The sequence below is a fragment of the Shewanella sp. Choline-02u-19 genome (genome assembly GCF_002836205.1).
Taxonomy (GTDB): Bacteria; Pseudomonadota; Gammaproteobacteria; order Enterobacterales; family Shewanellaceae; genus Shewanella.
The window spans coordinates 2,028,380-2,044,809 of the sequence record NZ_PJBE01000013.1 but is presented as its reverse complement, the minus strand read 5'-3'; the positions used below and the strand labels follow the sequence as shown (position 1 = coordinate 2,044,809).

13 protein-coding genes are annotated in these 16,430 nt (G+C 43.2%); 5 read left to right on the top strand and 8 right to left on the bottom strand.

The features are described 5' to 3' along the window. Nucleotides 1-108 precede the first annotated feature (108 nt). The 5 genes from nrdD (at nt 109) to CXF83_RS15650 (ending at nt 4,985) form a co-directional block, all read left to right on the top strand. Nucleotides 109-2,226, top strand: coding sequence for an anaerobic ribonucleoside-triphosphate reductase (gene nrdD / locus CXF83_RS15670; RefSeq protein WP_101089266.1), 2,118 nt, complete (start codon nt 109-111; stop codon nt 2,224-2,226). A 66-nt stretch (nt 2,227-2,292) separates the two neighbouring features. Next, nucleotides 2,293-2,757 carry an anaerobic ribonucleoside-triphosphate reductase-activating protein gene (gene nrdG, locus CXF83_RS15665; protein WP_101089265.1) on the top strand — a complete coding sequence of 155 codons (465 nt, stop codon included), beginning with the start codon at nt 2,293-2,295 and terminating at the stop codon, nt 2,755-2,757. Nucleotides 2,758-2,892: 135 nt separating this feature from the next. After that, on the top strand, nt 2,893-3,249 hold the full coding sequence (locus CXF83_RS15660; RefSeq protein WP_101089264.1) for a YibL family ribosome-associated protein: 357 nt from the start codon (nt 2,893-2,895) through the stop codon (nt 3,247-3,249). Between the two features lie 223 nt (nt 3,250-3,472). Next, nucleotides 3,473-4,090 (top strand): GTP cyclohydrolase II, encoded by a 618-nt coding sequence (gene ribA / locus CXF83_RS15655; RefSeq protein WP_101089263.1) that lies wholly within the window; start codon nt 3,473-3,475, stop codon nt 4,088-4,090. Between the two features lie 88 nt (nt 4,091-4,178). Continuing rightward, the gene (locus CXF83_RS15650; RefSeq protein ID WP_101089262.1) at nt 4,179-4,985 is read left to right on the top strand and encodes a hypothetical protein; all 807 of its coding nucleotides are present in this window, start codon (nt 4,179-4,181) and stop codon (nt 4,983-4,985) included. 313 nt (nt 4,986-5,298) lie between these two features. Here CXF83_RS15650 and CXF83_RS15645 read toward each other — a convergent pair whose 3' ends face one another. The 8 genes from CXF83_RS15645 to CXF83_RS15610 form a co-directional block, all read right to left on the bottom strand. Continuing rightward, nucleotides 5,299-5,655: a VF530 family DNA-binding protein gene (locus tag CXF83_RS15645; protein ID WP_101089261.1), complete on the bottom strand. Its 357-nt coding sequence runs from the start codon at nt 5,653-5,655 to the stop codon at nt 5,299-5,301. A gap of 117 nt (nt 5,656-5,772) precedes the next feature. Further along, nucleotides 5,773-8,205: a S8 family serine peptidase gene (locus CXF83_RS15640; protein ID WP_101089260.1), complete on the bottom strand. Its 2,433-nt coding sequence runs from the start codon at nt 8,203-8,205 to the stop codon at nt 5,773-5,775. Nucleotides 8,206-8,754: 549 nt separating this feature from the next. Next, on the bottom strand, nt 8,755-9,147 hold the full coding sequence (locus tag CXF83_RS15635; RefSeq protein ID WP_101089259.1) for a rhodanese-like domain-containing protein: 393 nt from the start codon (nt 9,145-9,147) through the stop codon (nt 8,755-8,757). 133 nt (nt 9,148-9,280) lie between these two features. Continuing rightward, entirely contained in the window at nt 9,281-9,493 is a 213-nt protein-coding gene (locus tag CXF83_RS15630) for a YgaP family membrane protein (protein ID WP_101089258.1), read from the bottom strand. A gap of 59 nt (nt 9,494-9,552) precedes the next feature. Then, a complete protein-coding gene (locus CXF83_RS15625; protein ID WP_101089257.1) occupies nt 9,553-12,774 on the bottom strand; it encodes an efflux RND transporter permease subunit in 3,222 nt (1,073 codons plus the stop codon). A gap of 12 nt (nt 12,775-12,786) precedes the next feature. After that, nucleotides 12,787-13,797 (bottom strand): efflux RND transporter periplasmic adaptor subunit, encoded by a 1,011-nt coding sequence (locus tag CXF83_RS15620; RefSeq protein ID WP_101089288.1) that lies wholly within the window; start codon nt 13,795-13,797, stop codon nt 12,787-12,789. Between the two features lie 215 nt (nt 13,798-14,012). Then, entirely contained in the window at nt 14,013-14,729 is a 717-nt protein-coding gene (locus CXF83_RS15615; RefSeq protein ID WP_101089256.1) for an SIMPL domain-containing protein, read from the bottom strand. 139 nt (nt 14,730-14,868) lie between these two features. Next, on the bottom strand, nt 14,869-16,179 hold the full coding sequence (locus tag CXF83_RS15610; protein ID WP_101089255.1) for an OmpP1/FadL family transporter: 1,311 nt from the start codon (nt 16,177-16,179) through the stop codon (nt 14,869-14,871). Nucleotides 16,180-16,430: the final 251 nt, after the last annotated feature.

Genomic DNA, 16,430 nt, shown 5'->3' with positions numbered 1-16,430 from the left:
AGTACTTCTCGTCTTTTTATAGCTTAATGCGCTACATATTGTGATTTAGAATAAAAGTGCCACTATATGTAGTGTTGCTTGTCGATGATGTAGAAGAGGAATTATACAATGCCAGTGGTTATTAAACGGGATGGTTACCGTACGCCTTTTGACGAAACAAGGATTAGAGACGCAGTGATAGCAGCTGCTAACTCGGCAGGTATTGATGACACCGCTTATGCAGAATCTGTCGCGAGACAAGCAGCCGATTCGGTGGCGACATTAGATGAGATAAATATCCACGATCTTCAAGATGCCGTGGAAAACTTGTTGATGGAAGGACCATATAAATCATTAGCGCGGGTTTACATTGAATATCGCCATGATAGAGATGTGAATCGGGAAGTCAGTAGCAGACTCAATCAAGAGATCCGTGGCTTAGTTGAGCAGAGCAATGCGGCGCTATTGAACGAAAATGCTAACAAAGATTCAAAAGTGATCCCCACTCAACGTGATCTGTTGGCGGGTATTGTTGCTAAGCATTATGCCAAATGTCACATCTTGCCAAAAGATGTCGTTGCTGCCCACGAGTCAGGTGAGATCCACTACCATGATTTAGACTACGCGCCATTCTTCCCTATGTTTAATTGTATGTTGATTGATCTTAGTGGCATGTTGACCGAAGGCTTCAAAATGGGCAATGCGGAGATTGAAACGCCTAAATCAATTTCGACAGCGACTGCAGTGACAGCACAGATCATTGCGCAGGTTGCCAGCCACATTTATGGCGGTACCACGATTAACCGTATTGATGAAGTACTGGCGCCATTTGTCACCAAAAGTTATAACAAACATTACCAAGTCGCGCTGACGTGGGGGATTACAGATGCCAAAGCATTTGCGATCTCATTGACTGAAAAAGAGTGTCATGACGCATTTCAGTCGCTTGAATATGAAGTCAATACACTGCATACCGCTAATGGCCAAACACCGTTTGTGACTTTTGGTTTTGGTTTAGGCACCTCTTGGGAATCTCGGCTGATTCAACAGTCAATGATGCAAGTGCGTATTGCTGGTTTAGGTAAAAACCGTAAGACAGCGGTTTTCCCTAAGTTAGTTTTTGCTATTCGTGATGGTATTAACCATAAAACGGGTGATTGTAACTACGACATTAAACAGCTTGCATTGAAGTGTGCAACAACACGTATGTACCCTGATATTCTTAACTATGAGCAGGTTGAAAAGGTGACCGGTTCGTTCAAAACGCCAATGGGTTGCCGTAGCTTCCTCGGGACATTTGAGGAAAATGGAGAATTGGTACATGAAGGGCGTAATAACCTTGGTGTCGTAAGTTTGAACTTGCCGCGCGTTGCACTTGAAGCCAATGGCGATGAAGCTGAATTTTACCGTATCTTAGATGAGCGTTTACTCATTGCCCGTAAAGCATTAGATACTCGTATCGCTCGTTTAGACGGCGTTAAAGCCCGTGTTGCACCTATCCTGTATATGGAAGGTGCATGTGGCGTACGACTACGTGCAGATGATGATGTCTCTGAGATCTTTAAGAATGGCCGCGCGTCAATTTCTCTCGGATACATTGGTTTGCATGAAACCATCAATGCACTTTACGGCAGCGAAACACATGTTTACGACAGTGCTCAACTGCGCGAAAAAGCGGTAACAGTGATCAAATACCTAAAAGCTGCCACCGACGCATGGAAAGAAGAGACGGGTTACGGCTTTAGCCTTTACAGCACGCCAAGCGAAAACTTGTGTAGCCGTTTTTGCAATTTAGATGCAAAAGCCTTCGGGGTTGTTGAGGGCGTGACATCTAAAGGTTATTACACCAATAGTTTCCATTTAGATGTTGAAAAGCAAGTTAACCCATACGATAAGATTGATTTCGAGCAACCTTATCCAGAAATCGCCAATGGCGGGTTTATCTGTTACGGCGAGTTTCCTAACATGCAAAACAATGTTGAAGCATTGGAAGATGTTTGGGATTATAGCTATTCAAGAGTGCCTTATTACGGCACCAATACGCCGATAGATGAGTGTTATGACTGCGGCTTTACTGGTGAATTTGGTTGTACGAGTAAAGGGTTTACTTGCCCTAAATGCGGTAACCACGAACCCAGCCGAGTGTCGGTAACCCGACGTGTGTGTGGCTACTTAGGTAGCCCAGATGCAAGACCATTTAACTATGGTAAGCAAGAAGAGGTTAAGCGCCGAATTAAGCACCTTTAATTTAAGGCCAGCGAGAACGAAACGAGGTGCCATCATTGGCACCTTTTTGTTAAGGAAGAGTTTATTATGCACTATCATCAATATTATCAGACCGATGTGCTTAACGGCCCTGGGACTCGAGCAACACTGTTTGTCTCAGGTTGTGAGCATCAATGCCGTGGCTGTTATAATCAATCGACGTGGAATCCGTGTTCTGGCCATCAGTTTGATGAGCCAATGATGCAGACCATTATTGATGACCTAAATGATACTCGTATAAAAAGACGAGGGCTTTCCCTGTCTGGTGGTGATCCACTGTTCCCTGGCAATGTCGCTGAGATATTGAAACTGGTTAAACGGGTGAAATCTCAATGCCCTGGCAAAGATATTTGGCTGTGGACGGGCTATTTACTCGAACAATTAACCATAGAACAACAAGCGGTGGTTGATCTGGTCAATGTGGTTGTTGATGGCAAATTCGAACAATCATTTGCTGATCCAAGTTTAGTTTTTCGAGGCAGTAGTAACCAAGTGATCCATTATCTAAGATAAGCTAAGCATAAACCTAGGTAATATTACGCTATATGCTGTTATAATGAGGCAATAATGACAAACAGCATCAATACTTTTTTTGAAGCTGTTTTTGTTTCTAAATATGTTATTTAGATTTGAATTTAAGGTTTGTAAATGAATTTAAAGCAGGAGCTGCAAACGCTCAACGATAAGCTCGATAAATTTGGTCGTAAGTTGGCAGCAGCTGAAAAGCGCGAAGATCCAGGGATCGTTATCCAGTTTAAACGTGAGATTGCCACTTTGACTAAGCGTATTGCTAACGTTAAAAAGCAGCAAAATCGTGAGCTAGGCAAAGAAGGATCAACGGTTAAAGATCTTAAATTTAGTCGTGTACTGACTAAAGAAGAGCAAGCTGACATGGGCAAACTGAAGAAGTCAGTTAAAGGATTAGTGGTTATTCACCCTATGACTGCACTTGGTCGTGAAATGGGTATAAAGCAAGTTACTGGTTTTGCAGCGAAAGAATTTTAAGCAAACAGTAAGCTAATTTATTCATTTAGTGAGCCGCTTCAAGTTTATGTGTGAGCGCGCAGCTTATGCTGCGCTATACCGCTCATATATTTGCTAATTGATCAGCTAGTAATGGTTGATGTTTACGCTTTGCGGCGCTCGACGTTAGTTTTCATCCACATTAATATCTTTATCAGGATTCTCTGCAGTCTCAGGGAATGAGAGTAGTCGTTAAGGTTTTATCATGTCGATTAAATATATCGCGTCTTCAAAATTGCCAACACCTTGGGGTGTTTTTGAAATGCACGGCTTTGAAGATAGCGAGACAGGTAAAGAGCACGTTGCGCTTACATTGGGCGTATTTGATGCCGAAAGTCCTATTTTAGGTCGTATTCATTCCGAGTGTTTAACCGGTGATGCGCTTTTCAGTTTACGTTGTGATTGTGGTTTTCAGCTGCAAACAGCGATGCAAAATATTGCTGAAGTAGGTCAGGGCTTTATCCTCTATCTGCGCCAAGAAGGGCGGGGTATTGGGTTGCTGAATAAAATCAGAGCTTATGAGTTACAAGATGGAGGAGCAAATACTGTAGAGGCTAATGAGCGTCTAGGTTTTGCTGCTGATATGCGTAAATATGACATGATTATTCCAATGATGGAACAGATCGGTGTCAGCAAGGTTAGACTTATGACCAATAACCCGAGAAAAGTAAAAGCGATGGAAAGCTTTGGCTTAGAGGTTGTTGAGCGTGTGCCGCTTCAAGTCGGTAAGAACCGTTATAATGAAGCTTACCTTAAGACTAAGTCGACTGAATTAGGTCATATGATGTCAGAGTATCATTTTACCGAGGAAGATAAAGACTAGGCAGCAATTATTAACCGTGGATTTTCCTTGGTTATACCGCTATATTCAGGGCTATCAATTAGAGACCAGTTAAGTTGACATTTAATTTATGGCCCTTTCGCGTTACCTTTCAATTCTACTGATTTTTTTTGTCCTGCCAGCCAATGCTGAAAAGGACTACAGCCATTATGCATTTGCCAATTATTTAGGAAGCGGTGTTTACCGAACCTCTGGGCAAAATGCGACGGTTATTAATATCCCTTTAAGCTTCGACCTTCAGCGAACAGATACAGAATCCTTAGTGCTACGCACGCCATTATCACTCGGCTTTTATAACTTTACTTGGAGTGATATTCCTGACGGTGACTTTCCAAGCAGTGTTGGTACCGCCACTTTTACCCCCGGTATAGAATATCGAATAAAGACCTCTGAGACCCATGAGTTTCAGTCATATGTAGATTTAGGCGTTGGTACTAATACCACTAATGGCAATGATGTGATTATCTACTCAGCAGGGATGTCGAGCCTGCTTGATTTTGAGCTTAAGGATACAAAGCCCGTTTGGGTCAATCGTATATTCTTTGCAGGCTATCGCAGTCTTGATGACGCCCCGAATGAAACCTATTCAGCGATTCAATCTGGCGTGGATATTGGCACTAATTATCATTTTCAAGTCGCTGACATTGGCATTGAGCCAAGATTATTTGTGGCAGGTTACTGGTACTTTGACAAACTTAGGTTTGTGACGCCTTTTGAGGAAGATGTTTTGGTGACAAACAGTTTTGAAGCTGGGATAACCTTGGCTTTTTCAAAACCGGTCGGATGGGATCTGTTTAATATGAGCCGGTTTGGAGTGAGTTATCGTACTGGTGATGGGATACAGGTTTGGCGGCTTATATTTGATTTTCCGATGTAGTGGGAAATTTCACACCATTAAAAAAGGCTTAACAACTTTGATTGTTAAGCCTTTTTTAGTACTGTGAATGATGCCTATATTACTTAACCTGAACTCGGGATAATGAGTGTTTAGATGTTCTGAAGTATCTTTTAAAATCATTAGCTTAATCATTTTGTATTTCTCATATATCTAACAGTTTTGCTCGATACCAAAATTATTGCCTATATCAAGGCGAGGTTTCGTACGTAATAGCAGGCTATTACTAGAAAGCTCAACACAGATAGGGGCGATAATAGGGGTATTGAGCTGCACTGCTTATCCCGAGTTCAGGTTACTTACCCCAGATGTTGGCATTTAGCTGAGTGTCATCATTCGAGTCTTTGCTTGGTTTATCAATCGCTCTGTTATTCGCAGTACGAAGTGTTTTATCACTGGCTTGATAACCGTCATCCCTTGGCTTTCTTGCTGGCAAAGGTAATTTATTCATCTTAAGGTAAAGATATTCAACTTTCTCTCTTGCCCAGAGGGTTTTACGCAAAAACCTCAAGCTAGATTTGATACTCGGGTCGTGGTTAAAGCAGCGGACATCGATACGAGTTCCCAACTCTTCCCAACCGTAGTGGTCGACAAGATCTTTGAGTAAATCTTCGAGCTTAATACCGTGTAAAGGATTGTTTGCTTGGGTCATGATTACGTTCATTGCAGATACTATTAAAGTAATTATACCAGTTAAATCGCTCAATGCAGAGCAAAAAAAAGAGAGCCCTTAAGGCTCTCCTAAAACACGCTTAAAATGAGTAGAGGATTATTGGAAACTCAACTCCCAAGAATTAATCGTGCCTGTATCACGTCGAGCACTGTCAACGGCTTTCAGTTCCCAATTACCCACTGAATCAGCGCCAGACATATCGACGGTGTAAGTCTTAACAATGTCGTTAGCACTGCCGCCAGTATTATCATGTAATATCGCCACTTGACCTGTAGGGCTATGTAGCTCTACTTGTAAGTCGCCGATGTAAGTATGGCTAATGTTAACCTTGATGGTTACAGTGCCTGAATCACCCGTTCGCGCTGCTGCAATGACACTGGTGATACCGGTGCTGCTATTATCAGGGATACTGTAGCTACTGTTGTTAGTGTATGTTGCTGGACCGCCTGTTTCGCCGCCAGTTCCCCCACCGGTATCTTCGGTAAAGTTCGCAACAAGGTTTACACCACTAAAGGCGCTATAGCCTTGGACCATTACGTAGTATGTGCCAGTTTGTGCTGTAGTGATTGGGCATGATTCAGCATTTCCGCCTTTCCATGGACGACAATCATAACCTCCCGTAGCGGTAGTGGGGGCCGCGCCATAATTGACATAAAGGTCAGCATCACCCGTACCACCACTCATGGTAAAGCTTAAATCGGTCGCACCAGCAGGCACATCGATAGAGTAATGTAACTCATCACTCGCTGCACCCGTAAGGTTTGATTGTACTACACCATTGACCAATACATTGTCGCCACCACCTGTATCTGGGTCGGTTGGGCCTGTGCATGATTGATCTAGGTACGCTTTCGCCGCAACCGCATCAATTAAGCCATAACCGGTGTTATTGTCACGCCCTGCAGTTTCTAAATCTTCTGCTGTCGCGTTGAGTGCTGAGCGAATTTGCGCTGCACTACACTCTGTATGATGACTCCAGACTAATGTTGCGACACCAGAAACGTGCGGTGTTGCCATCGAGGTACCATTGTAATACTCGTAATCTTCATTATCGGTATTTGCTACGGTAACGGATGCCCCAACTTGATTACGTAAGGCAAGTCCCGTTGCACGGTCAACAGAGACCGATACAATAGGCGCCTCATTATTACTGTCTACCAAAAATGGGTTTTGTAGCCCTGGTAGTGTGCTATTACTGTAAACGATGGTTGCACTAGCACCCGCCGCTTCACAGGCTTTTACAGCGTCTATTTCAGGGTAAGTCGCACCTTGATTACCAACACGCTCCACTAAACACACTTTGTTGCTCATGTTGCCACAGTTGAAGTTACTGCCGCTGACTGAACACTCTGCTAATGTACCTGTAACGCTACCAATGAGTGGAGAGCCCACGTGAGTCGTGCCAGATTGTACAAAACGATTATGAGGTACAACACCATTATCAAAGTATGATTGACCAGCAATAGTAATGTCAGCTAAGCGTCCTTCACCACGGGTTACCGTTGAAAGAATAGCTTCACCGGGTCCTGAAATTTCAACCTGATCCGTGAACTGTGAGAATGCCGCGTGATCTTTGTTGCTATCAACAGCAGCAACAGACATTACAGCGTCATATGATGCAGGGTAACTGTGAGTGTTGTTACCATCATTACCTGCAGCAGCAATCAATAAAATACCGTTAGCTTCGTGAGCCGCTAAGGCATTTTTCTCGGTGTTATTTGAGCTTGCTCCCCCTAAACTCATAGTCACAACATTAGCGCCATTACTAACACAAGTATCAACTGCAGAGACTAAAGATGAAGAGTAACCCCAACCTGCAGCATTAAAGACTTTGATAACATGAATATTGGCATTTTGATTTGGCATCACGCCAACAACACCTTCATTATTTGCTATTGCTGCAATTGTTCCTGCTACGTGAGTACCATGAGCATTACCTGCTCCAGGTTCAAACCAATTACCCGTACCTGAGTTATTTGTACCTGTGACATTGTTGGCATTGAGATCGTTATGGCCACGGTCATAGCCCGAGTCAATAATACAAATAGTACGATTTCCTGCTTGGCTATCGCTTAGTGTGGTTGCACCAACGTAGGTTTGACCCCAAGGTGTGGTTTCGCTGAGTAGTCGACGGGGGGCATCTTCTTCAACATAGTCTACATCTGCACGGAATCGAAGCGCTTGCAGATCTTTACCGTCTAACTTAACCGTATAACTGTTACTGCGACCGATACGCTTCATCTCTTTTGCTGAGACGCTGTTAAGTGCGCGGAAGTGAGAAAAGACTTCGTTAGCTCTAGGTTCATATTGAGCATCATCAATGGCGTTAGTCGCGATTGAAAAGCCTGAGGCGGCCGCAGCCGTTTTGAACTTTACAATATAACGCTTTGGTAGCGGACTTTCGTTATTCAATGGTGATGCGTTGCTGTGTAAACCAGAGTTGAAAGAAGGTGCTGCGCCGACACTTGCAGAGATCGAAAGTGCAAGTACAGACAGGCTAAGTGCTGCTGTTACTTTATTTTTTGTCATAACTGTCTTCCATGTTATTCAGGATATTATGTTGTTTCTTATAATGTTTACAGCAGACAATTATGTTTTGCCTTGCTGTGTGAACGAATGTATCTGCAGTTATTACAAATGTAAAACAAATGTTAATGGGGCGGTGGGTTGACATAAGAGTGTGGATAGATTTCGTTACTTGAATGGATATGCTTATTACTTAGCCCATGCTGACTAGTGATGCTTTTTATGTGACTTTATATTCTATTGCGGGAGATGGTGCAAATAATGGTATCTTGTATTCAATATGAGGGCCGGGAGTTACTTCAATCTTAACTGCCTGAAATAAATAAAATTAAATACCAATGCAACTTTAGTAATAACTTATACTTATTTGGAATTAGCCTGTCTAGTTTAATCGTCTGTTAAGATGCTTTGCGCGGGGTGTATATCCAAAAACATGTGTTTTTTTAGTTTAAAGATCTGATTGTGTTGTTGGGAAAGGTAAATGTAGCAGGAGCAGACGCTTATCAAACATAAAAGGCCGCAAATATGCAGCCGTACCATAGATTATTGAAGTTATTTTTGTTGCTGAATTAACGTCTGATAACCGCCACCATTATAGGTATTGGAATAACCAGCACTAATTAAAGCATCATTCGCAATGCCGCTACGACGGCCACTGCGGCAATAAAGGACTACAGCCTGATCTGTATCGATATTTTTGTCGGCAAATACAGTCACTATTTGCTCGAAGGGAATATTGATTGCGTTGGGTAAATGGCCCTCGGCAAACTCTTCAGCCGTTCTAACATCAACCACTAAGGCACCAGCCTCTATATTCTGCCAAGCCTGTTGTGCATTTTGATCTGCGGCAAGTGCTAGGTTATTAACCATAAGTAATAAAGCACTGAATGTCATAAATTTAATGATGTTTGACAATTTATATTGCAACTTAAGCGAGTGACTCATCAACATTCCTTAATATTGTTATTATTTGATGTGTATTGATGGTGTTTTAAATTGTTATAGAGGAGATTAATGAGCCGATGATTCAAATCAGCTCACTATATTTCACTTGTTAATCAAAATAAAAAACACCACGTTATTCATTTCTTGCCAATTGCGCCTCTGATTTGAAGCCCAATTTTCGCAGCACAATTGCAGCAGGGCAAAAACCAGTATAGGCACTTTGTAATAAATTTGCGCCTACAAATGCAGTAAGCCAGACGAAGTTGTGATTGACCCACAAGGTTAGTGCTAACGATAACAAGATCATCACACCGGCAAAAGCCATAATGGCACGTTCTGTAGACATATCGATTCCTCACTAGTTAAAAGGCAAGCTCGCGTTAGCAGCCTGCGCGGTTTTGAATATTAATGTTGATACCGGTTTTTCATCACTGCGTAATACAGGACGGGAATAACCACCAAGGTGAGCAGGGTGGAAACCAAAATTCCAAAAATAAGGCTAATGGCCAAGCCATTAAAAATAGGGTCATCTAAGATGAAAAGCGCGCCTATCATGGCCGCCAAGGCCGTTAGCATAATGGGTTTTGCACGCACTGCACCAGAATGAATAACGGCTTGTTCAAACGGCACACCTGCCGCGATTTCTTGATGGATAAAATCCACTAATAAAATGGAGTTGCGCACAATGATCCCTGCGAGCGCTATCATGCCTATCATCGATGTGGCGGTGAATTGCGCCCCAAGCAATGCATGACCGGGCATGACACCGATGATCGTTAGCGGGATGGGAGCCATGATAATGAGCGGAACGCTATAAGACTTAAATTGGGCTACGACTAACAGGTAAATCGCTATCATGCCTACGGCGTAAGCGATACCCATGTCCCTAAACGTTTCATAGGTGACTTTCCATTCTCCATCCCAGAGTATGGCGATACTGTCGAGTCCTGAAGGTTGGTTGATGTAGTGTTGGTCGAAGCCCAAGCCATCTTCTGCATTGATTTGGCTGACCATGTCAAACATGCCGTACAGAGGACTGTCCAGAGGGCCTGCCATATCAGCCACGACCATGATCATTGGAATCATGTTCTTATGGATGATTGGCGTGTCGATAACGCCCTTGTCTATCTGTAATAGCTCAGACATCGCAATGGCTTGACCCTTACTATTCTTTATAGTGAGGTTTAGCACCTGCTCTAAATTGAACTTGTCTTCCTCTTTTAGCTGGATGCGGATGGGAACAGGGTGCTTTTGGTTAGGCGCATGAAGGTAGCTAATATCTTTACCCCCTATGCTGGTGGCGACCAAATCGACTATTTGACTATATTGAATGCCCAGTAGACTGGCTTTACTGCGGTCGATATTGACCTGCCATTTGGCTTGGTTAGCGGGTAGATAGATATCGATATCGACAACGTCTGTCGTTTGCTTAAAAAGGGCTTCAAGCGCTGTTGCAGCTTGCTCGCGAATAGCGGCACTTGGACCATAAACTTCAGCCAAAATGGGCGACCACACTGGTGGGCCTGGAGGCACTTCTACGATTTTTACATTGGCATTATATTGTTTTGCTATCTCCTGCAACGGCGCTCTTACCGCGATAGCAATACTGTGGCTATCACGTTCTCTATGTTGTTTATCGACGAGGTTAACTTGAATATCGCCTAACTCTTGGGTTTGTCGCAGAAAGTAGTGACGAAGCAAACCATTAAAGTTCATTGGCGCACTGGTGCCTGCATAGATCTGATAATTATCGACCTCTTCAACTTGGTTAAGATGTTGAGCTAATGCTTTTAATGTGCGTTGAGTTTGTTCAACCGGTGTTCCCTCAGGCAGGTCGACCAAAATCTGAAACTCTGACTTATTGTCAAACGGAAGCATTTTTAGCACCACCAGTTTTCCGATAGGCAGTGCCACCGCGATAGCGATGAGTACAAAAATTGCCGCAGCTAATCCAAAGCGTGCCTTTCTGGCAGCTTTACCGATGACAAATGGCCCAATTAACCGTGTGAAAACCCGCAGCATTAGACCGTCGGTATGCGGTTGTTGTGTATTGTTAGCCTCACTTTCGGCAGCTGTTTTAGTGCTGTCATGTTTTAACAGTTTACGGCTCAACCAAGGAGTGACCATAAAAGCGACGGCTAAAGAGATCAACATCCCCATGCTGGCATTGATAGGAATAGGGCTCATATAAGGCCCCATTAATCCTGATACAAAAGCCATTGGTAGCAAGGCTGCGATAACAGTAAAGGTGGCTAAAATGGTAGGGCCGCCCACTTCATCAACGGCTATAGGTATAAGCTCTGTGAATGTGCGCTTACCCATCGCCATATGCCGATGAATGTTCTCCACAACCACAATGGCATCATCGACCAAAATGCCAATCGAGAAGATTAGGGCAAATAAAGAGATACGATTTAAGGTAAATCCCCATGCCCAAGAGGCAAAGAGGGTGAGGGCAAGTGTTATGACAATGGCGATACCAACAACAAGTGCTTCTCTAAATCCCATGGTCAGTAACACGAGAATGACCACCGCCGAGGTAGCAAACATCAATTTTAAAATCAAAGTATTGGCTTTATTACCCGCAGTTTCACCATAGTTACGTGACACTGAAATATTTACTCCGTCTGGCAATAATATATTGTCGACTTTATCTACGCGCTCAAGTATTGCATCAGCAATATCGACGGCGTTTACGCCTGGTTGTTTGCCTATAGCAATCGTTACAGCGGGATAGATTTTCTTTTTGTCGCCATGCCAAGCGCTCTGAACAGGGATGTCGGCTTTAAGGGTGATATCGGCAATGTCGGCAAGGAATACGGGTGCAGTATGCTTATCGCTATCCTCCCTAATCGCAACCACCAGTTGTTTTACATCGTCTATATTGGTTAGGAACTCACCTGTTTGAACCTTGATTTCTTGGTTTTGTTGTACTAATGAAGCTGGCATAGAGACGTAGTTATTACTGCTTAAACTATTATGGATTTCGTTATATGAGATCCCATAGTAGTTCATTTTTACAGGATCTATTCTGACATTGAGAGTGAGTTGGTGCGCACCCACTGAGTTGATTTCACGGGTGCCTGGAATCCGTTTAATCTCAGTTTCCAAACTATTGGCAACATGGGTGAGTTGCTCAGCTGAGACACTAGACTCTTTTGACCACAAGGTTAAGCTGACTATCGGTACATCATCAATGCCGCGAGGTTTAATAAGAGGCTGACCGACGCCAGCATTGAGTGGCAGTTTATCTAAGTTAGCGTAGATCTGATTATAGAGTTTTACGATGGCGTCGTTACGTGCAATGCCCACTTCAAAAATAACAATAAAGAGGGCGCCATCCGGCTGTGAAAATGAGTATAGGGTGTCAATTCCTTTAAGTTCAGAGATGATTTGTTCAGTGGGTAAGGTCACTAAACTCTCTACTTCAGCAGGCGATGCTCCTGCAAAAGGGATATAAACATCAGCAAAAGTGACGTCTATTTGAGGCTCTTCCTCTTTTGGGGTCACCAATACTGCAAATAAGCCGAGTAAAAGGCCGAGTAATGCGAGTAAAGGGGTAATAGCACTAAGCTGGAAAGCAGCGGCAATGCGTCCTGAAATCCCTAATTTTTGTCTGTTTGTCATCTTGTCAGCTCCTTAAGGTTTAGACTGCTTTTGTAAACGCAATAAGGTCTGATAAGCATCTCTTGCGATGACATCACCATTAGATAATCCTGATAACACTTCAATTGTATCGCTGTCCTGCTGGCCAACTCTGACTTGATTAAGCACCCACTTGTTATTCTGCTGTAGATAAACGGCATTTAACTCGTTCATGGTGATAAGGGCTGTTTGAGGAATGAACATTGTTTGGCGTTGACCGCTAATAAACCGGGCTTTAATAAGGCTGCCAGGGATGAGACCCGATATTTCAGTGGGCAGTTCGATACGCACTTTATAACTGTGACTGGCTTGGTCGACAAAGCCAAATACATTGAGCTTGTCGCTGAAAATGTGTTTGCCATCGGCTAATGTGAGTTTGAACTTAGGCTGCAGCTTTAAGGCGCTGATATAACGTTGTGGTACGTGGGTGACCGCGCGCATCTGGGTTAAAGAGTAGCCAGAATATAATGCTTGCCCAGGGCTGACGGTCTCACCTTGTTCAACGTGCCTTTGGGTCACCACCCCCGCAAAGGGCGCGCTTACCGCGGTATATTTTAAAGATTCAGTGGCTTGCACTATGCCTGCATTTGCTGCACTGACTGCTTGCTGAGTTGATTTAGCATTAGCTTGTGCTTCATCCATTGAGCCTTCAGAAATAGCGCCTTGAGGAAAAAGCTTTTTATAACGTTGCAACTGCGCTTGGGCTTCGACATTTTGTGCATTTGCTCTTGCATATTCAGCTTCGGCTGCAGCTAATAGCGCACCTTGCTCTTTACTGGTAATTTCTAATAGTGATGCATTTTTAGCGACAATATCATTCACATCATAATTGAGTTTTATAATACGTCCCGATGTCTGCGCCGACACCGTAGCGGCTTTTGTTGGCTCGATAACCGCATCTAGTACAACCCAATTGGGGTAGGAGGTGTATTCAACCGTTATGGTTGGAACGCTATCAACCGTCGATGCAGCATAGGCCAATGTAGGTAAAGCTAGGCTAGACATTAGCGATAATAAGAGCAGTGCAAAGGGGGGAGCGTAAGTTGCCATCGTTGATTACCTAAAATACATCCATGAGATTATTCTAATGGATGTATTTCAAAGGCGCAATCATTATTCATTAGTAAAATGCGATGAATATGCTTTTATGCGCAATTGCAGCACCTGTCGACCGTGTCATTACGCGTTTAATGCTAAAGCGCTAAAGGTGTTTTGGCGGGTTAATCATTAAGGTAATAGGTCAATGTAGAGACGATACGGACTTTCTTTATATACGGCGTATTACTATCTCGGTCGTTAATGCTAAATTGACCTTGAGCGGCCTTTTTAATTTTTCCCAATTTTGAGTCAGAATCCTTCGCAAATTTCTCGGCAACTTGGCGTGCATTTTGAGTTGCGGATTGGATCATCTCCGGCTTAACGTCGTTGAGCTTGGTAAACAAGAACTGTGCTTTGCTGTCGTAATCTTGATCTGAGATAGCAATGCCTTCTTTAGCAAGTGACAGCATATTACTGCGGGCTGAAAGTAGTAGGTCGATCTTATCGGTATAGAGTGAGAGAGACACTCTTGCTGCGTAGCGAAACTTCACATTAGGATCCGCATAACCTTGGGCTAATCGGTCATCGATAGCGGGAAGTGAGATAGTTATTTCTGACTTATCAAAACCTTGTTGCTTTAGAAACGTGGCCACTTTTTCTGTTTTAGTTTGCACATTTGCATAAAGGTTGTCGAGATCGTTATCGACTTCGGTAAAGCGAATGGGCCAAATGGCGACATTGGCGCGCACCTCTTTCTCGGCTAAACCTTTAACCGTGACGGTACGTTCCATTGATTTCATTTTTATTAGCTTATCGCCAACGGTATTGGCCATCAGCACTAATCCAAGGCAAATAAACCCTCCTAGGATAATCGCGGCTAGAGTATTATTTTTTTGCATAAGTTCAGTTTCAAAATGAGGTGTAATAAGCTCACGTTAGCAAGGTTTATCGATTGAGTACAATGAAATAGGGTTAATGGAATGTGGGCAATAAAAAAGCCGCAATGAATGCGGCTTTTTCGTTTATGTAAATACAGCGTTAAAACTTGTAGTTGTACTGCATTGAATAGTAAGTTGCATTTGATAGCGTTGTCGCGTGCACAGTACCTAGATCATCACCTAATGTAGGCATCTGCTGACCCACAAGGCCTAAAACAGAACTTTGTTCAGTTAGCTGTGTTTCTTCACCTCGAATAAAGGCGATACCAAAGTCGATGCTCGTATGCTTAGACACGTTGTATGTAGCGCCCATTGTGTACCACTGACGGTCTGAATCAGGAATAGAGATAGAGCTGACTTCGCCAACAACACCTTGGTCGAACATGTAGCCTGCGCGTACAGTCCAGTTTTCAGTCAGTGAGTAAGTACCACCAACACTGAATAGCCAAGAGTCATCCCAAGCGTACTTTTTAAGTTGTGCTTCGCTTGGATCCGTTACTGTGATTTCATGGAAGTCACCCCAAGTTGTCATTTGTGCAGTGTAATGCAATGCAAACTTGTCTGTTAACTGGTGGAACCCAGCAACTTGGAAAATATCAGGGATCGGGATGTTGATCTCTTGATAATCGGTTCCACCAAACTTTACGGTACCGTCAGCAGTAAATTCTGGGCTGAAACGGTAGCTTACGCCTATACGATGATTAGCATTAATTTCATAAACGGCGCCCACAATACCACCAAAGGCGACACCATCAGCATCAACGTCTACAAGATCCACTGGCACATATGAACCATCTGGCGCTAGAGGCAGTTCACCTGAACGAGTCAGTGTGCCTTGACCATAAATAACATCTAAACCGGCACCAACACTGAAGTGGTCATTAATACGGTAAGACGCGCTTAGGTTGAAGTTAATGGTAGTTACTTCAGTTTTACCGAGTAAATCGACGGGTGCAGGAATTGTCGCTTTACCGCCTAAGATGGATTTTGGTTGTGACAAATCACCAGTGTCGGTACCAGTACCGAAGTTACTAAACATAGCAACACCGTAAGCGAACTTGTCGTTGATTGGGCTAATATAGTAAAAGTTTGGGATAATTTTAGCTTCGGCTGCGTCTGGAACATTGCCGTAGTGAATTTGCCCAACGTTCGAATTAATATACACATCACTGACTTCAACCTCTACGTCTGCATACGTTAAGCCCATTGAGAGTTGCTTCTCGTCAAACATGGCCATTGCTGCAGGGTTACGAGATAAAACGGATGCGTTATCGGCGATGACAGCATCACCCGCAAATGCGCGACCGATCCCCGTTGCTGATTGGCTGTTAAGTTGGAAGCCTGCGGCCATTGATTGTGTGCTGACTAAAGCTACAGATACTGCGATAAGAGTCTTGTTGAAATACTTCATTATTATCATCTCTATTATTATTGGTCTTACTTATATGAGTGTTAAATTTAAATTAACTGTAAGATCCACTTGTTAGACCAGTGCATATTAGGTAGGTAATAGTAAGCTGACAACTCCGACCAGTGCTAAAATGTTGTTAAATATTAGTTAATTAAATATTTTTCATGTCCAAAAAAATATCTATTCGATTGAATATTCAAAAAGAAGCCATATAGCATAGAGGCTTGAGAGATGCTCTAAGTTTAACTTAT